Below are 18,854 nucleotides of genomic sequence, written 5' to 3'. Positions count from 1 at the left end.
ACAAGGAATTAATCATTTTTCCGTCCGTCTTTATTATCATCCGTAATTCTGCCAATAGAGTCTCTCATATCTGTATCAGCAGAAATATTTTTATAATTCATATAATCCATGACACCAATATTGCCAGACCGAAGTGCTTCTGACATAGCAAGAGGAACTTGTGATTCTGCTTCGACCACTTTTGCTCTCATTTCTTCCACGCGCGCCTTCATTTCCTGTTCTTGGGCTACAGCCATGGCACGGCGCTCTTCTGCTTTCGCTTGGGCAATCTTTTTGTCTGCTTCAGCTTGTTCTGTTTGTAATTCTGCTCCGATGTTTTTACCGATATCAACATCCGCAATATCGATGGAGAGGATTTCAAAGGCAGTACCCGCATCCAATCCTTTTGCTAGAACTGTCTGTGAAATCATATCAGGATTTTCTAGTACTTTTTTATGATTTTCAGAAGAACCGATTGTCGATACAATCCCTTCACCTACACGAGCTACGATTGTTTCTTCGCCCGCTCCACCGACAAGACGGTCAATATTCGCTCTCACTGTAATTCTTGCTTTCGCCTTTACTTCAATTCCATCCATAGCAACACCAGCGATAAATGGCGTTTCAATTACATTTGGATTAACACTCATTTGTACAGCTTCTAATACATCACGGCCAGCTAAGTCAATCGCAGCACTACGCTCAAATTGCAATTCAATATTTGCGCGGTGTGCAGCAATTAGCGCATTAACAACCCGATCTACATTTCCTCCTGCCAAATAGTGGCTTTCTAATTGGTTCGTTGTTACATCTAAACCCGCTTTATGTGCTTTGATCAACGGATTGATTACTCGACTTGGAATAACCCGGCGAAGACGCATCCCGATTAAGGTAAAAATACTTACTCTTACACCCGCTGCCAAAGCGGAAATCCAGAGCATAACTGGTACGAATGTGAATAAAATCCCCAATACAATTATTGCAAAAACAACAATAACCAATGTAAAAATTGATATCGCATCAAATGGCATTTTAGTTCCTCCTTAAAGTTTGTTATTTATCTAATTTTTGTATTTCTCTAACGACAATTCTAGACCCTTCAGCCTTTACGACTCGAACTCTTGCATCTTTCATAATAAATGCTCCTTCACTAACTGCATCGATCCGTTCATCCTCAATGACAATCGTTCCTGATGGTCTTAATGCTGTTAAGGCATAGCCATCCAGCCCAATGAGCTCAAGTCTGCTTTTATTAGAAACATAGCCTTGTTCCGTTTTAGTGGAATCGGTTAAAATTAGCTTCTTGAATATTTTCATTTTTTTACCAAACACCTTTATCATTAATATAGATGCTAGAATAGAAATACTGATTGCAATTAATATGGAGATACCCATATGAACGATATTATCAGATGCTAAGAATAAGCTTCCTATTATAGCAGCTAAACCGAGTATCCCCGCAATTCCTCCGGGGAGGAAAAACTCTGCGATAATCAGTCCAATTCCAATAACAAACAGAATAATCGTCTCATATCCTGCCAGTCCGGCAACTAAGTGTCCATAGAAGAAAAGCAATAATGCAGCCAATCCCATAAAACCAGGAACACCAAATCCAGGTGAATATAATTCCAGAACAAGTCCTAGACTGCCAATTGACAGTAAAATAGGGATAATCACAGGGTGTGTGACAAATCTCGCAATCTTTTCAGCAAAGCTCTCATCTAATGTTCGGATTTCCGCACCCGAATACTCCAGTTTTTCCAATAAATCTTCTAGATTATTCACTGTACCCTTGGAATAGCCTACTTCATACGCGGCTTCACTTCCTAGCGTAAGCAGACTCCCTCTTGGTGCATTATATTTAGACAAGTCAATCGATTCATCGGCCATCGCAAGTGCATAAATTGTATCTCTTCCTTTTTGTTTTGCCGCCTCTTCCATTGCTGCAAACCAATAGGATTCTGCTTTCTTGCCCGCTGTATTTCCTTCTCCATCAATTATAGCAGCTGAACCTATAGTAGAACCGGGAGTCATATATATTTCATCTGTATTTAATGAAATATAAGCACCCGCAGAAAGAGCCTGTTTATTAATAAAAGCAACCGTTTTTACTTTTGTCGACGATAACAATTTTCCAATCTTTCCAGCAGCATCAACTGCCCCGCCTGGTGTATCTACTTCAAATATGATTGCAGAAGCATTTTCTTCCTCAGCCGTTTGAACAGCCCTGTTTAAAAAGGCATACATCCCTTTTTCAACCGTTTCTGTAATCGGTACAACATAGATAACTTCATTCTTAGCTTCTCCTTTAAAAGGTATTACCATTAAAATGAAAGCTAAAAAAAGCGATAAGACGGCAAAATTCCTTCTTATTCTCAAACCTTCCCCCTCCCTTCAAAAGATTCTTCTATTGTATACGTATTTACTTATGTAAAGGTTTCATTTTAATCAAAATTAAAAAGACCGAAAAGCAAATGCCATCGGTCTTTTACACAAATTTGTTTTTCATGAAAGGTGTTGTTGTACAAGTTTATTTACGAGTGCTCCATCTGCTTTACCTTTTACTTTCGGCATGATGGCAGCCATTACCTTACCCATTTCAGCTTTAGATTTTGCACCTGTTTCAGCAATCGTTTCTAGCACGATTTTTGAAACCTCATCTTCAGATAGCTGCTCAGGCATATATATTTCGACGAACTGAAGTTCAGTACGAATTTTTTCAACAAGATCTTCACGACCTGCTTTTTCAAATTCATGGAGGGAATCCTTGCGTTGTTTTACTTCGCGAGAAAGGACAGTAAGCTCCTGTTCTTCGTTTAAGTCTGATCCAAGCTTGATTGATTCATTTTGAATCGAAGCTTTGATCATTCGAATAACAGTTAGCTTATCTTTTTCTTTATTCCTCATCGCTTGTTTCATATCCTCATTTAGACGCTCGAGAAGACTCAATTACATACACCCTCTCTTACCACTTACGTTTTCTTGCAGCCTCAGACTTTTTCTTACGTTTAATACTAGGTTTTTCGTAGAATTCGCGCTTTCTAGCTTCTTGCAAAGTACCAGTTTTAGAAACTGAACGTTTGAAGCGACGAAGAGCATCTTCAAGCGATTCGTTTTTACGAACGACGGTTTTAGACATTCTCTTTCCCTCCCTCCGAGCACAACACACTAACACAACATGGTTTTCCATGTACTTTGCAATTATAATATAATAGCATACCTGAGGTCAACTGTATTTAGCCTGTAATGGACTTGTTTTTACCTTGGAAATATTGAGATATTAGAAGATAAAGCCGTGGTTAGCTAAATTTACTTAATTGGCATGTCCTCCCCCCTTCAGCCATAGATATATATCTAGGGGGTGGAAGCTTGGTCAAGCTATTATTTTTTATACTCTTAATCGGTTTATTCATATATGGAATGACGTTATTAAGATCTGGTCTCATGAACCTTTCAGCTGATTCATTAAAAAGATGGCTCGTTAAATTAACGAATGCTCCCTGGAAAGGTGTGATCATCGGCACTTTAATTACTGCTGTTTTGCAAAGCAGCTCAGCTGTGATGATCATTACGATTGGATTTGTTTCGGCTAGACTGCTAACTTTTCCACAATCGATTGGTATTATACTCGGGACAAATATTGGAACTACTTTTACAACAGAATTAATTACTTTTAATATAGAGGCATACCTGATTCCATTAGCAATTGCCGGTAGCATTCTTGTTCTGTTTAAGAAGAAAAGCCCTCGTAGTATTGGATTTGTTTTATTAGGAATTTCCTGCGTATTTGCCGCCATGAGAGGGTTTGAATATTTCGCCGGTACACTGAAAAATGTAGAGCAAATCAATCGCCTGCTTCTGGCATTAGATGAAAGCCATCTATACGCTGTTTTAGCTGGCATCGTCATTACAGCCATTATCCAATCTAGCACCGCGACTACCGGAATCATAATGGGCTTTCTAACCGCAGGGACGATGGATTTAGACACTGGTATTGCCATTATGCTCGGGTCCAATATCGGAACTTGTGTGGATGCTTATCTCGCTTCAATCGGATCTGGACGAGAGGCTAAGCTATCGGCCTATGCGCATATATGGCTTAATATTATTGGTGTCATTGTATTTTACCCATTTATCAGCTTGCTGACAGACATTGGACTCCAGCTTGCCTCAGAATCAGATGTTCAGCTCGCACACATAAGTGTGATTTTCAATGTTGTCTCTTCCTTACTTATGCTGCCGTTTGCTGCTCAATTTGGACGGTTTATTATAAATTTCCATGGAAGATGACAAGAAAATGTCCACTCCCAAAAGACAAACACACCCCTTTTGTCCACAAGCGGTGCCAGGCACCGTAAAAAGACAGTTAAAAAAATGCCGGATTTTAGAAATCCGGCATTTCTTTTTTAATAGTCTGAGTCACTTGTTAATCCGTTGACAATGGCTGCACCTGAGCTTGCCCCGATTCTTGTAGCACCGGCTTTGATCATTTTTTCTGCATCCTCTGCGCTTCTAACGCCACCTGATGCTTTTACACCGATCGTTGGTCCAACTGTTTTTCTCATGAGGGCGATATCTTCTACTGTTGCTCCACCCGTTGAAAAGCCAGTAGATGTTTTAACAAAATCGGCACCGGCCTTAACAGATAATTCGCATGCTCTTACCTTTTCTTCTTCATTAAGAAGGCAAGTCTCAATTATGACTTTAGTAAGAGCCTTATCCTTTGCCGCATTGACAACAGAACGAATATCTCTTTCCACTAACTCATTGTCTCCGCCCTTTAACGCACCAATATTGATAACCATATCAACTTCCGTTGCCCCATTTTCAATCGCATTTTTTGTTTCAAATGCTTTTGTCTCAGGTGTCGAAGCACCTAATGGGAAGCCAATAACTGTACAAACCTTAACTTCTGTTCCACTTAATAGTTCAGCTGATCGCTTCACCCAAGCAGGATTAACACATACAGAAGCAAAATTGTATTCTTTTGCTTCTGCGCAAAGTTTTTCAATTTGTTCTTTTGTTGCATCCGCTTTCAATAATGTATGATCGATCATTTTTGCGACATTTGTAGTCATTGATATAACTCCCTTCAAATAAACAAGTTGTCCGTACCTCTCACATCATATCATGCCTGTATAAAAATATCGAGTGAATATCATATTTTTATCTTTACACTAATAGCTTTTCCATATTTACTTTTCCCATGAATATAGACAAAAGGAACTACCTGAATGAGGTAATTCCCTTTTGACTAAATAGGATATAGTTGATGTTCGCTCCAGTATGCTAGCTTTCCGCGGAGTGGCGCAACTGGTTCAACAACGACTTTTTGAAAAAATTGCTACAATTTATACAGCTGCTTCTTCTTTTTCCTCAAACTGATCAAGGATCCTTACAAATTCACCTTGATTGTATGGGTAGCCTGCTTTTTTAATTTTCACTTTGACAATTTGCCCTACCATTGCGTCAGTGGCAGGGAAGACAACTTTTAGATAATTATCTGTATAGCCAATGTATAGACCCGTATTCGGTTCATCTTTAAATTCTTCCTCAGGAATAACCTCAAGTACTTCGCCTTCAAACTGGGAAGCATATTCCTTCGCAAGCTGATCAGATAAAGAAATCAGACGGTGAACACGTTCATTTTTTACTTCCTCATCCACTTGGTCTTCCATTCTTGCAGCCGGCGTGCCTGTACGTTTTGAATATGGGAAAACATGCAACTCTGAGAATTTATGCTCTTTAATAAAATGATAAGTTTCCATAAATTCCTCTTCTGTTTCACCTGGGAAACCGACAATCACGTCAGAGGTTACAGCTAAGCCTGGAAGCACTTCCTTTAAACGCTCCAAACGCTCACCAAAAAACTCCATCGTGTATTTACGGCGCATCCTTTTTAATACTGTATTTGAACCTGATTGAATTGGAATATGAAGATGTCTAACAATTAGTTTGGATTCTTTTATCACTTCGATTACTTCATCTGTAATTTGACTTGCTTCAATCGAAGAGATACGAATTCGTTTTAATCCCTTTACTTGTGCTTCCATATCACGAAGCAGCATAGCAAGATTATAATCCTTCATGTCTTCCCCATATCCGCCTGTATGAATACCTGTTAGAACAATTTCTTTATATCCGGCATCAACTAGCTGCTGGGCTTGACGGATAACTTCTTTCGGATCTCTAGACCGCATTAGCCCGCGTGCCCATGGAATAATACAGAATGTGCAGAAGTTGTTGCATCCCTCTTGGATTTTTAAAGATGCACGTGTACGGTCAGTAAATGCCGGTACATCAAGTTCTTCATAAACACGGTTTTTCATTATATTGCCGACCCCGTTTATCGGCTGGCGTTCTTCTTTATATTGTTCAATATAATCAAGCATTTTCACGCGATCCTGCGTTCCAACAACAATATCAACACCAGGAATTGCCATAATTTCTGCAGGTGATGTTTGTGCGTAACAGCCTGTTACACAAATAACAGCATCTGGATTTTTTCTTATCGCTCTGCGAATCACTTGTCGGCTTTTTTTATCGCCTGTATTTGTTACGGTACAGGTGTTGATAATATAAACATCTGACATGGATTCAAAATCAACCCGATCATAGCCTTCTTCTTTAAAAAGCTGCCAAATCGCTTCTGTCTCGTAATGGTTCACTTTACAACCAAGTGTATGAAATGCAACTGTAGGCATATATATTCACTCCATTAATTCAAAATGATAGGAAACAGCGGATAGTGCATATAGCGGAGCTGTTTCTGTTCTCAATATTCTTGGACCTAATCCGCAAGAATGAAAGCCTTGTTCTCTTAAGCTAGAAACCTCTTGCTCCGTTAAACCGCCTTCAGGTCCGAAAACAATTAGTAATGTTTGACCTTTTGTCATTTCGGCCAATGTTTTTGAAAGGACAGATGCTTCATTTTGCTTCGCTTCTTCCTCAAAAGCAATTAATTTATAGTCAAAATCCGCACCCATTTTTATTAAGGATTTTAAATTTACAGGACTTTTCACCTCTGGAAGCTTTGTCCGATGAGATTGTTCTGCTGCTTCTTTCGCAATTTTTTGCCAGCGATCTAACTTCTTTTCTGCCTTTTTCTCATCCCATTTTACTACTGAGCGCGCTGAAATAAAAGGGATAAACTGATAAGCGCCAAGCTCTGTCCCTTTTTGGATAATCCATTCGAGCTTATCCCCTTTAGGCAGTCCGCTCACAATTGTTACATCAATAGGAAGTTCTGGTGTCCCACTAACCCATTGTACAACTTCTGTGATTACTTGTTCATCGGTAATTTCTGCAATTGAACAGACAGCGCTTTTATTTAAAGGGTTGACACAAATAATCTGCTCCCCTTCCTTCATCCTCATCACTCGAACAATATGATGATAGTCATCACCTGTAATGGTAAAGCGGTTATCATCAGCAGTTTGATCGACAAAATAACGCTGCATCGTGCCACCTTCCTTCATTTGAATACACACTTTATAAATAACGCATAAAAAGGAGGACAATTTCAAGTCCCCCTTTTTTAGCTATTCAGAATTTATAAACATAAATTCTAAATGCATAAGAAAAACGAAGGCATTCGCCGAAAGGCTTGGTGAAGACCAAGTTTTTCTACTATTACTTTCTTCTTCCGATGATTGCCACCCAATCTTCCATTTGCAGCGTTTCAACAATTTCAAAACCAGCTTCAATCATTGAATCCTTTACTTCTTGTTTTTTCGCTTGAATAATTCCTGAAGCAATGAAAAAGCCGCCTTGTTTAACAACCGAGGAGACATCACCAGTAAAACGAAGAATGACCTCGGCCAAAATATTGGCTACAACTATATCAGCACCTGGCTCTACTCCATCGAGCAAATTATTTTGCTTTACATCTACTGCGTGATGTACGTTGTTCAATTCGATATTCAGCCTTGCTGAGTTTACTGCCACTTCATCCAGATCAAGCGCAGTTACTTTCTCAGCACCAAGCATGGCTGCTGCAATGCTTAACACACCTGACCCGGTACCAACGTCCATTACTTTATCACCCGGTTTGACCGTTCTCTCTAATGCTTGGATACACATAACTGTTGTTGGATGTGTACCAGTTCCAAATGCCATGCCAGGATCAAGTTCAATAATCAGTTCATCACTTGATACAGGTGTGTACTCTTCCCATGTTGGCACAATAGTAAATCGTTCTGAAATTTTCACTGGATGATAATATTTCTTCCACGCAGTTGCCCATTCTTCTTCATTTACTTCACTGATACTAACATTATTTTTCCCAATATCAATATTATATAAAACGAGATTATTAATCGCTTCTTTTATTTCGTCCACATTCTCCGCAAGAAAACTATTTTCAGGTAAATAGGCTTTAACGATTACACCTTCTTCAGGATAGTCATCTGGATTAAGCTGGTAGATTTCGCCGAACTGATCTCTTCTCTCTTTTATAAGTTCAAATGGATCCTCTATGACAACACCACTTGCTCCGGCCTCATGCAAAATATTCGAAATCGGCTCCACAGCCTCATTTGTTGTATGAATACTGATTTCTGACCATTTCACTTCTACCAACTCCATTTCCCTTTATTCACCCTTAAATGCTCGTTTCACCTTTGCAAAAAAGCTTTCTTCCTGTTCTCCTTGCGGAACCTGACCGCTAACCTCGGCAAACTCATGAAGCAGCTGCTTTTGTTTTTCTGTTAATTTTGTAGGTGTAATGACGCGGACAATAATATGCTGATCTCCCTTGCCATAGCCTCTTACATTTTGTATTCCTTTATCCTTTAGACGGAACTTTGTACCTGTTTGTGTTCCTGCTGGTACCTTTAGTTTCACCTTGCCATAAAGAGTAGGGACTTCCACTTCGTCCCCTAAGGCAGCTTGAACAAAAGTAATTGGCATTTCGCAGTAAACATCATCGCCATCACGCTCAAAAAACTCATGTGAACGGACATGGAATACAACGTATAAATCACCCGAAGGTCCTCCATTTATACCTGGTTCGCCTTGCCCAGACACTCGCAGCTGCTGGCCATCATCAATCCCAGCTGGGATTTTCACCTGAATCTTTTTGCGTTTCTTCACCTTGCCTGCTCCGCCACATGTTGAGCATTTATGTTTAATTTGTTTCCCTGTTCCACTACAGTAATGACAAACGCGGCGATTTACAATTTTTCCAAATGGTGTATTTTGTTCTACATTCAATTGTCCTGATCCATGACAATGACCACAAGTTTCAGGTTTTGTTCCTGGCTTGGCACCAGATCCGTTACATGTTTCACATGTTTCTTCACGAGGAATTTCAATTTCTGTCTCTTTCCCGAATACAGCTTCTTCAAAGGAAATGGTCATTGTATACTGCAAGTCAGCCCCTTGTCTTGGTGCATTAGGGTCCCGACGTCTGGAACCGCCGCCAAAGAAGGAACTGAAAATATCTTCAAATCCGCCGAAGCCTTCAAATCCGCCACCGCCAAATCCTTGATTCGGATCTGTATGACCAAACTGATCGTAATGAGCTTTTTTCTGATCATCACTTAACACTTCATAGGCTTCTTTTACTTCTTTAAATTTTTGGTCTGCGTCCGGTTCTTTGTTAATATCCGGATGGTACTTTTTAGATAGCTTTCGATATGCCTTTTTTATTTCATCCTTGGATGCGCTTTTGCTGACACCAAGGACTTCATAGTAATCCCTTTTGTCCATATGAGATTTACACTCCCCGAATCATTTCACATAAAGATTATTTTATCATTGTCTAACTTGATTGTGCAACAAAAGAAGTATCTGACAAAATACCTCTCCGTGTGCATATTAGAAATATTCAATCCTTGCATAAATGAGAAAAGTCAAAGTCAAGATACCCTGACTTTGACTTTTTAAGAATAAAGGTCTTAACTTATTTATCGTCGTTAACCTCTTCGAATTCTGCGTCAACTACATTGTCATCGTTGCCTTTTCCTGTTTGACCTTCTGCCCCTTGTGTAGCTTGAGCTTGCTGTGCAGCTTGCTCATAAAGCTTCATTGTCAATGCTTGAACGATTTCTTGTAAAGCATCTTTCTTCGCTTTGATTTCTTCTAAATCATTCTTTTCAATTGCTGCCTTTAAAGCATCCTTCGCTTCGTTTGCTTTTGAAACTTCCGCTTCGTCCACTTTTCCTTCAAGATCCTTCAATGTCTTTTCAGTCGTAAAGACGAGCTGATCTGCTTCATTGCGAAGCTCTACTTCTTCTTTACGCTTCTTATCAGCTTCAGCATTTTCTTCTGCTTCTCTTACCATTTTTTCGATTTCTTCATCGGATAAGCCAGTTGAAGATTTGATTGTAATGGCTTGTTCTTTATTTGTTCCAAGATCTTTTGCACGTACATTTACAATACCGTTTTTATCGATATCAAATGATACTTCAATTTGTGGAACACCTCGTGGTGCTGGCGGAATATCACCTAATTGGAAGCGGCCTAATGTCTTGTTGTCGGCAGCCATTGGACGTTCGCCCTGCAGCACATGAATATCAACAGCTGATTGGTTATCAGCAGCAGTTGAGAAAACTTGTGACTTTGATGTTGGAATAGTTGTATTACGATCAATTAGTTTTGTGAATACTCCACCCATTGTTTCGATACCAAGTGAAAGCGGCGTAACGTCTAGCAGAACAACATCCTTCACATCACCAGTGATCACTCCGCCTTGAATAGCAGCACCCATTGCAACTACTTCATCAGGGTTAACCCCTTTATGCGGCTCTTTTCCTGTTGCTTTTTTAATTGCTTCTTGTACAGCAGGGATACGTGTCGATCCACCAACAAGAATGACTCGATCAATTTCAGAAGCTGATAAACCAGCATCGCTTAATGCTTGACGAGTTGGTCCCATTGTACGTTCTACAAGATGAGAAGAAAGCTCATCAAATTTTGCTCTTGATAAAGATACTTCAAGATGTAAAGGTCCTGCTTCACCCGCTGTAATAAACGGCAAGGAAATTTGAGTTGTTGTTACTCCAGAAAGATCCTTTTTCGCTTTTTCAGCAGCATCCTTCAATCTTTGTACAGCCATCTTATCTTTAGAAAGATCGATGCCGTTTTCCTTTTTAAATTGTTCTACTAAATAGTCGATGATTACTTGGTCAAAGTCGTCTCCACCAAGGCGGTTGTCACCAGCAGTAGATTTTACTTCAAACACACCATCCCCTAATTCAAGGATGGAAACGTCAAACGTTCCGCCGCCAAGGTCATATACAAGAATCGTTTGATCTTCATCTGTTTTATCCATACCATATGCTAATGCAGCAGCAGTTGGTTCATTAATGATACGTTCGACTTCAAGTCCAGCAATTTTACCTGCATCCTTTGTTGCTTGACGTTCAGCATCATTAAAGTAAGCTGGAACAGTAATAACTGCTTTTTCCACTTTTTCACCAAGATATTCTTCAGCATATGATTTTAAATACTGAAGAATAATGGCAGAAACTTCTTGCGGTGAATACTCTTTTCCTTCAATTTCTACCTTATAGTCTGTTCCCATATGACGTTTCACAGACATAATTGTGTTTGGATTTGTAATCGATTGACGTTTAGCAACTTCCCCTACTTGGCGCTCTCCATTTTTAAACGCTACAACTGAAGGAGTTGTACGATTGCCTTCTGGGTTAGGAATTACTTTTGCTTCTCCGCCCTCTAAAACAGAGACGCATGAGTTTGTTGTCCCTAAATCAATACCAATGATTTTGCTCATATTAGTTACCTCCCGGGAATATGTAATTACTGATTAACTTTTACCATGCTCGGACGTATAACTCTGTCCTTCAGGATATACCCCTTTTGAAACTCTTCTACTACATGATTTGAATCGAAGCCTTCTACTTCTACTTGCATGACCGCTTGGTGGACATGCGGATCGAATTCTTTCCCTACAGCTTCAATTTGTTCAGCACCTTCATTTTTTAAAGCCTCAAGCAAACTGCGATAAACCATTTCCATTCCCTGTAAAATAGCTTTTGCTTGTTCGCTATCTGCTTCCATTTGAAGAGCTCTTTCAAAATTGTCTATTGCTGGCAATAGATTAGTGATTAAACTTTGTGCTCTATATTTTTCAGACGCTTCAAGATCCAATCGCGCACGGCGTCTGCTATTTTCAAAATCAGCCTGAAGACGGTACATTCGATTTTCAGCTTCTTTTAACTTTGCTTCTAATTCTGCTACTTTTTCTTGCTCTGCCTTCAACTGGTCCTCGATTGAAAATTCTTCATTGACTTCCGCTGAAGTATTTGTTTCAACATCATCTACAGCAGTATCTTCATTCGCTTCTTTTACTTCCGTATCTTCAGTTGACTCTTCATTTAGAATATCTTTTTCCTCTGTCAACTTGTTCACCTCCCCTAAAGTAATTTCAGGTTAATTATCTTACTATCTCTCAGCAGCCAAAAAACATAAGCAAAGGATGGAAAAACACATTCCACCCACCGCGGCTATTTCCATGGTTAATTGCCTTGATATAGCTTTGTCAGAACAGCTGTTAAATCACGACTGATATAGTCCAACAAACTGATTACTCTTGAATATTCCATTCTAGTAGGTCCTAATATAGAAATGGAACCGAGCTGTTCTGTTCCAATTGAGTAGGTCGCAGTAATCAAACTACAATTTTCCATTGCCGTATTGTTATTTTCCCGACCAATTGTTATGTTAATGCCAGATTGATTTTTCCGAATGAGCTCATATATACTCTCTTCCTGTTCAATCATCGTCATAAGGTTCTTAATCTTCTCGAAGTCATGAAATTCTGGCTGACTTAACATATTGGTTTTCCCGCCAAAAAATAATTTTTCATGAGACGGAATAAGCAGTGTATCCGCAATTGAATGAAGTATGAAATCATAATTATTTATATGCTGCCTTAACAATAGTGCGACTTCTTTATAAATTTTATCATTTAAGCTTTCAATGGAAGAGCCTGCTAAACGATCGTTTAAGATATTTGCTAATTTCTCAAGCTCCCCTAAATCCATCGTTTCTGGCAATTGGAACATGCGATTCTGGACATGACCTGAATCAGTTACAATGATTGCCACTGCTGTTTGTTTATTAATAGGGATAATCTGTATTTTTTTCAACTTATTTTCCCTAACTGCAGGCCCTAAAGCAATGGCTGTATAGTTTGTTAATTCTGAAAGGATTCTCGCAGAGTTTTGAACGATTTTCTCCAGCTCATAAATTCTCTCCGCAAAGATCGATTTCACTTTATAAACATCTTGCTTATTAAGCTTTTGCGGTGACAGCAAATGGTCTACATAGTATCGATAGCCCTTGTCAGATGGAATTCTTCCAGAAGATGTATGGGTCTTTTCGATAAAACCTAGCTCTTCTAAGTCAGACATTTCATTGCGAATCGTCGCAGAGCTAAAAGAAATTTCTTCTTTTTTCGACAAGCTTCTAGATCCAACTGGCTGTGCAGATTGAATAAAATCATCAATAATAACCTGAAGTATCAATAATTGCCTATCGGTCAACACGGTTATCACCTCTGTTAGCACTCTTTAGCAGAGAGTGCTAATTCTATTAATAAATTATCAAATGACAGGGGCTGTGTCAATTCATTTACCTAGATTTTTGCATTTAATATGCCATCTTCAATAAAGTAATTTTTGTAAACTATTGAGGTAATCTGTCGAATGCTGTTTAGCTAGCTATTTTAAAAATGACTGAAAAACCTCGTTGCCTAAAAAGCGTCCTTTCTTCGTCAAACAAATGTGCTGATCGTTCACTTGAATTAAATCTCTTGCGGTAAGGGTTTTTAATTCTTCTTCAAATAAAGATAAGGGGTTTTCAGCAAATTTTTCTTTGAACCGCAGAATGGGAACTCCAGCTATTTTCCTCAGTCCGAGGAACATCTCTTCTTCCATCTGCTCCACTTTTGTTACCGGATGCTTCTCGAGAATTGGTAATCTGTCATTATTTACCGCATCCATATATTTTTTTAATGGACCATGATTAGACATTCGACTGCCGTTCACATAACTATGTGCACCTGCACCAAATCCGTAGTACCATTCATTATCCCAATAAGTTAAATTATGTTTGCTCTCGAAGCCCGGTTTAGAGAAATTACTGATTTCATATTGTTCAAACCCATGCTTCGCCATTTCCTCCATCAATACTTCATACATCTCTGCTTCAACATCCTCACCAGGTGATGGAAGCTGGCCTTTGCGCATTAAGTTATAAAAAACAGTCTTTGGTTCAATAATTAAGGAATAGCCCGAGTAGTGCTGGATATCTAGAGTAAAAGAGGTCCCCAATGTTTCTTTAAAATCGGATATGGTTTGTCCAGGCAAACTATAAATAAGATCGATACTTATGTTTTCAAAACCGGTTTTTTTGGCCAAGGCTATCGATTGAAAAACATCTTTGGCCCGATGAACTCTTCCAATCCGCTTTAATAGCTCTTCATTAAAAGTCTGAACTCCAAAGCTAATTCTATTCACTCCTGCTTGATATAAAATCCGCAGTTTTTCTTCGGAGAGATCCCCAGGATTTGCCTCAAAAGTGAATTCTGTTTTATTGCTATAAGGAAGATGGGTCTTGATGATTTGGCAAAGCTTTTCGAGCTGTTGCTCATTCAATGCCGTCGGCGTGCCGCCGCCGATGAAGATTGTTTCCAAATGTTCTGTTGGGGTTTCATTTAGCGTCAGCTCGATTTCTTTTGCTAGTGAATCAAGATACTCATCAACAGGCTGCCCTTTTAGAAATACTTTATTAAAATCACAATAGTGGCAAATATGCTCACAAAATGGAATATGAATGTATGCTGCTTTGATCATTTTTTCACTACCTTTATTAAAATAACTTGTAAAATCAAGAGCCTGGTCTAATCTAAATGGCGGTCACCTTCCTTTCGCCGCGCTGGTTATTACTTCGTACATAAAGGCTTGCTCAAAAAAGGTGACCGATTTTTTTATTTTTATTGCCCATATAAAAAGAGGCTGATCTGCTTTATTTAAAAAGCATATCCAACCTCCCTTTACAATGCAATTATCTTTACTTTTTCGTACCGCTGTCATCCATTTTTAGGACTGCCATGAATGCCTCCTGCGGAACTTCGACAGAACCTACTTGCTTCATCCGTTTTTTCCCTTCTTTTTGCTTTTCTAAAAGCTTTCTTTTCCGGGAAATGTCCCCACCATAACATTTAGCAAGAACGTTTTTGCGCATCGCCTTAATGGTTGAACGAGCAACAATTTTCTGTCCGATTGCTGCTTGAATAGGAACCTCGAATTGTTGACGAGGAATAAGATCCTTTAGCTTATCAACAATGACTTTTCCACGCTCATAAGCAAAATCCTTATGGACGATAAAGCTTAATGCATCGACTTTTTCCGCATTTAAGAGGATATCCATTTTTACAAGCTTAGATGGCTTGTAGCCAATTAATTCATAGTCAAAAGAAGCATAGCCTTTTGTATTTGATTTCAGCTGATCAAAGAAATCATAGACAATTTCGGATAATGGGATTTCGTAAATAATATTTACACGCGTTTCATCCATGTATTGCATATCGATGAAAATTCCGCGCTTTGCCTGACAAAGTTCCATAATCGCACCAACATAATCATTTGGCGCCATCATGGTTGCTTTTACATATGGCTCTTCCACTCGGTCAATCTTTTGCGGATCCGGCATATTTGATGGGTTATCTACCTTTACTTGTGTGCCATCAGTCATAATAACATCATAAATAACACTAGGAGCTGTCGTGATTAAATCAATTTTAAATTCACGTTCGATCCGCTCTTGAATAATTTCCATATGAAGCAATCCAAGGAAACCACATCGGAACCCAAAGCCCAATGCCTGTGAGGTTTCTGGTTCAAATTGCAGGGCAGAATCATTTAACTCCAGCTTTTCAAGTGCTTCCCGCAAATCATTAAACTTCGCGCTGTCGATTGGATAAAGTCCGCAATACACCATTGGGTTTAATTTTCGGTAACCAGGCAATGCTTCTGTAGCTCCATTTTTCGCATTAGTAATGGTGTCCCCTACACGTGTATCACCAACATTTTTAATCGATGCCGTTAAGAAACCTACATCCCCAACTGTTAATTCATCTTGCACCTGTGCCTTCGGTGAAAATACGCCGACTTCAACTACTTCAAATTCTTTCCCTGTTGCCATCATTTTTATTTTGTCTCCGGCCTTTACAGTCCCTTCGACTACACGAATGTAGGCAACTACTCCTCGGTACGCATCAAAAAGAGAGTCAAATATGAGTGCTTTTAATGGCGCGTCAGGGTCACCTGTTGGTGCAGGTACCTTTTCAACCACTTGTTCCAATATTTCTTCAATTCCTATTCCAGCTTTCGCAGAAGCAAGAACAGCTTCAGATGCATCGAGTCCGATGACTTCTTCAATTTCATTTCTTACTCGTTCTGGATCTGCACTCGGAAGATCAATTTTATTAATGATTGGAAGAATTTCTAAATCATTATCAAGTGCCAGATAAACATTTGCGAGCGTTTGTGCTTCAATCCCTTGTGCTGCGTCAACTACTAAGATTGCTCCTTCGCAGGCAGCTAAGCTGCGGGAAACTTCGTAAGTAAAGTCGACATGTCCCGGTGTATCAATCAAATGGAAAATATAAGTTTCTCCATCTTTCGCTTTATATTTTAATTGAACGGAATTTAGTTTAATTGTAATTCCACGTTCTCTTTCTAAATCCATGGAATCTAACAGCTGATCCTTCATTTCTCGTGAAGTCAATGCATTCGTTTTTTCAAGAATACGGTCAGCTAATGTTGATTTCCCATGGTCAATATGAGCAATGATGGAAAAATTCCGGATTTTGGCTTGCCTTTTTAATCTTTCTTCTCTGTTCATTATTTTTCTTTCACTCCTACTTAGAAAAGCGCAGGCGCCTTGTTCATCGCCGGACAAACTGGAAGGATCGCGACTGAGATATAGAAGACACAATGAGCGAAAGCGAATTGATGTCGACTTATCGTAGGGAGCGGGCCTGAAGATTGATAGGCGATAGGCGCTGTAGCTAGACAATTCTCTTACTCTAAAGTAATACTTTTTGATACTTAGAAAAGCACCAGGTTCCTCTTGCAACCCCGGAGCTAGACATCCATCTACCTTCAAAAAAGCCATTCTTTTACGTTTATTCGAACATGCACTATTTTTTGATTATAGCAGTACGTTTATGAAGATTCAATGCTAAACAGAATCGAGAAGGATTTGGAGTGATTGGTGTTTTTTCAAAAGAAAAAACGACTGTCGGAATCACAGCCGTTATTCTCCATTTATGAGTTTAGTGATATGGTGAATCGTAGTTTCCGTAACCTTTGATATCCCATCCGAGAGCGACTTTCCTAAAGATGAAAAGAAATTATAAGCTTTCATTTCTTCAAGCTTCTCTTTTTTCCGCTGCAAGTCATGGCTGGAAATATCGTTCCCTAGAATGGAAGCTTGAAGCTCCCCTCCTTCATTTTCATTTACAGTGAATGCAGCTTTAAAATTTGCATCATCATAGCCTTTCATATTATGGATGCCTTCATTCGCAAGCTGCATGCCAAATAAGACCGCAATAAACATAAGGGAGATAAGGCAAAAGGTTTTCACCATAAACCACTTCATAACAAATCACCTATCCATTTTATTTTTTATCTGTTTGTTCTTGTGTCTGCTGATTGACCTTTTCTGCTTGCCAGTAAAAATCGCTAAAAACATCTGCGAGCGCACCCGCTGATAAATAAAGCTCTTCAAATGTATTGTCCACACCGCCAAACTCGATGAGCATGGCGTTTTCGGATAGATCTTGGTTATATTTACCGTTTGTTCCTTCTCCTCCACTTTTTATTACAGCCCTGCTTAACCCAGGATATTTTTCGTTAATTAAATTATGCATTTGCGTAGCAAGCTTTAGATTTTTTTCATAATTTGGATGATCTACACCAACTACAAAGGCTAACTTGGCATACTTTTCACCATAAATTGAAAGTGTTGTTTGTTCTTTTCTTCGTGAATCCCGATGAATATCAATAATATATTGTATATCCTTGTTTCCAGCCATTGCTGCCTGTACGACTGATCTAGATTCGCGATAGGATTCCCTAAATTTAAGTTTTTTTTCATTTAATATCGCATTAATATCCGTTTTATCAACGGAAGTACCAATCCCGCGACTTTCAAGTTCTTCTTTCAATTTATCCCCAATTTTTGTCACATTTAATTGGGAATGATATGCTCTATTGGGATCTGTCTCTCCTTTTAAATACGGCAAATAAGATTCACGATTATGCGAAAAGTATAGGTGAACAACTTTTCGTCCACCCGTTGTTAACCCAGTATCAGGCACTTGAATTCCACCCCCTGATGGAGGATCAATATTCTCTGTATTCTGCAAGGTCGCTTCTTGCTCTGCCCTCAGCACTTCTAGAGGAGGGGTAGACTCCATTGGCATATTTGTATAGTCGGTTCCTTCGCTCGCAACGACAATTTTACTGTCATATATAGAAAAAGATGGCAGCTCTCTTCCTAATAAACTGCGCGGATCATCCAAATTAATATTCGTAGATAGCTTAAAAACAAAGTTCATCAAAGTCGGTTTGTCCTTCTCTTCTCCTAATACTTGCAATAGGTGGTGATTTTCCCAGCCAAGCAAGTGATACAGCATTTTACCTGTCACTTTATTTGTTGCTGTATTGACAGATGAGGAGCTGATGCGAAATTCAGGCTTTAAGGACGTAAGTACACCACTAATTGAAAAGATTAAAAATAAAAATAAAAGAAAGCCTCCACAGATTTTTAAAATGCTCGTCCCTTGTACAAAAACAATAAACCCATTGGGTTTTAAGGGCTTCATCGTTCCACCTCTC

General features: G+C 39.1%; 17 protein-coding genes. 1 reads left to right on the top strand and 16 read right to left on the bottom strand.

Going from position 1 to position 18,854, the window contains the following annotated elements; all coding sequences use genetic code 11:
- Nucleotides 1-8: 8 nt before the first annotated feature.
- From floA to rpsU, 4 genes are all read right to left on the bottom strand, one after another.
- Complete coding sequence (gene floA, locus RUH74_RS00210) at nucleotides 9-1,010, bottom strand: flotillin-like protein FloA (protein ID WP_313798229.1); 1,002 nt, start codon at nucleotides 1,008-1,010, stop codon at nucleotides 9-11.
- 22 nt (nucleotides 1,011-1,032) lie between these two features.
- Nucleotides 1,033-2,304 carry an NfeD family protein gene (locus tag RUH74_RS00205; protein WP_313798548.1) on the bottom strand — a complete coding sequence of 424 codons (1,272 nt, stop codon included), beginning with the start codon at nucleotides 2,302-2,304 and terminating at the stop codon, nucleotides 1,033-1,035.
- Nucleotides 2,305-2,484: 180 nt separating this feature from the next.
- Nucleotides 2,485-2,928 carry a GatB/YqeY domain-containing protein gene (locus RUH74_RS00200; RefSeq protein ID WP_313798228.1) on the bottom strand — a complete coding sequence of 148 codons (444 nt, stop codon included), beginning with the start codon at nucleotides 2,926-2,928 and terminating at the stop codon, nucleotides 2,485-2,487.
- Nucleotides 2,929-2,944: 16 nt separating this feature from the next.
- Nucleotides 2,945-3,118, bottom strand: a complete 174-nt coding sequence (gene rpsU, locus RUH74_RS00195; RefSeq protein ID WP_009333009.1) for a 30S ribosomal protein S21 — start codon at nucleotides 3,116-3,118, stop codon at nucleotides 2,945-2,947.
- A 230-nt stretch (nucleotides 3,119-3,348) separates the two neighbouring features.
- Between rpsU and RUH74_RS00190 the strand changes: the two genes are divergently transcribed.
- Nucleotides 3,349-4,269 (top strand): Na/Pi symporter, encoded by a 921-nt coding sequence (locus RUH74_RS00190; protein ID WP_313798227.1) that lies wholly within the window; start codon nucleotides 3,349-3,351, stop codon nucleotides 4,267-4,269.
- Nucleotides 4,270-4,385: 116 nt separating this feature from the next.
- Here the strand turns inward: RUH74_RS00190 and deoC are convergent, their stop codons facing one another.
- The 12 genes from deoC to spoIIP form a co-directional block, all read right to left on the bottom strand.
- Nucleotides 4,386-5,057: a deoxyribose-phosphate aldolase gene (gene deoC, locus RUH74_RS00185; protein WP_313798226.1), complete on the bottom strand. Its 672-nt coding sequence runs from the start codon at nucleotides 5,055-5,057 to the stop codon at nucleotides 4,386-4,388.
- 273 nt (nucleotides 5,058-5,330) lie between these two features.
- A complete protein-coding gene (gene mtaB / locus RUH74_RS00180) occupies nucleotides 5,331-6,683 on the bottom strand; it encodes a tRNA (N(6)-L-threonylcarbamoyladenosine(37)-C(2))-methylthiotransferase MtaB (RefSeq protein ID WP_313798225.1) in 1,353 nt (450 codons plus the stop codon).
- A gap of 6 nt (nucleotides 6,684-6,689) precedes the next feature.
- Nucleotides 6,690-7,439: a 16S rRNA (uracil(1498)-N(3))-methyltransferase gene (locus RUH74_RS00175; protein ID WP_313798547.1), complete on the bottom strand. Its 750-nt coding sequence runs from the start codon at nucleotides 7,437-7,439 to the stop codon at nucleotides 6,690-6,692.
- A gap of 172 nt (nucleotides 7,440-7,611) precedes the next feature.
- A complete protein-coding gene (gene prmA, locus RUH74_RS00170) occupies nucleotides 7,612-8,550 on the bottom strand; it encodes a 50S ribosomal protein L11 methyltransferase (RefSeq protein WP_313798546.1) in 939 nt (312 codons plus the stop codon).
- 21 nt (nucleotides 8,551-8,571) lie between these two features.
- Nucleotides 8,572-9,690 carry a molecular chaperone DnaJ gene (dnaJ, locus tag RUH74_RS00165; RefSeq protein ID WP_313798224.1) on the bottom strand — a complete coding sequence of 373 codons (1,119 nt, stop codon included), beginning with the start codon at nucleotides 9,688-9,690 and terminating at the stop codon, nucleotides 8,572-8,574.
- A 193-nt stretch (nucleotides 9,691-9,883) separates the two neighbouring features.
- Nucleotides 9,884-11,716 (bottom strand): molecular chaperone DnaK, encoded by a 1,833-nt coding sequence (gene dnaK / locus RUH74_RS00160; protein WP_313798223.1) that lies wholly within the window; start codon nucleotides 11,714-11,716, stop codon nucleotides 9,884-9,886.
- 26 nt (nucleotides 11,717-11,742) lie between these two features.
- Complete coding sequence (grpE, locus tag RUH74_RS00155; RefSeq protein ID WP_313798222.1) at nucleotides 11,743-12,345, bottom strand: nucleotide exchange factor GrpE; 603 nt, start codon at nucleotides 12,343-12,345, stop codon at nucleotides 11,743-11,745.
- Nucleotides 12,346-12,461: 116 nt separating this feature from the next.
- Nucleotides 12,462-13,493: a heat-inducible transcriptional repressor HrcA gene (gene hrcA / locus RUH74_RS00150; RefSeq protein ID WP_313798221.1), complete on the bottom strand. Its 1,032-nt coding sequence runs from the start codon at nucleotides 13,491-13,493 to the stop codon at nucleotides 12,462-12,464.
- A gap of 174 nt (nucleotides 13,494-13,667) precedes the next feature.
- A complete protein-coding gene (gene hemW / locus RUH74_RS00145; RefSeq protein WP_313798220.1) occupies nucleotides 13,668-14,801 on the bottom strand; it encodes a radical SAM family heme chaperone HemW in 1,134 nt (377 codons plus the stop codon).
- A 217-nt stretch (nucleotides 14,802-15,018) separates the two neighbouring features.
- Nucleotides 15,019-16,854 (bottom strand): translation elongation factor 4, encoded by a 1,836-nt coding sequence (gene lepA, locus RUH74_RS00140; protein WP_313798219.1) that lies wholly within the window; start codon nucleotides 16,852-16,854, stop codon nucleotides 15,019-15,021.
- A 414-nt stretch (nucleotides 16,855-17,268) separates the two neighbouring features.
- Complete coding sequence (locus tag RUH74_RS00135) at nucleotides 17,269-17,613, bottom strand: YqxA family protein (protein ID WP_313798218.1); 345 nt, start codon at nucleotides 17,611-17,613, stop codon at nucleotides 17,269-17,271.
- Nucleotides 17,614-17,632: 19 nt separating this feature from the next.
- A complete protein-coding gene (gene spoIIP, locus RUH74_RS00130; RefSeq protein WP_313798217.1) occupies nucleotides 17,633-18,841 on the bottom strand; it encodes a stage II sporulation protein P in 1,209 nt (402 codons plus the stop codon).
- Between the last annotated feature and the right edge of the window lie 13 nt (nucleotides 18,842-18,854).

It is taken from the genome of Cytobacillus sp. (genome assembly GCF_032154635.1).
GTDB lineage: Bacteria > Bacillota > Bacilli > Bacillales > Cytobacillaceae > Cytobacillus.
Note: the sequence above shows the minus strand (reverse complement) of the source record. Positions and strands in the feature narration are given on the sequence as shown.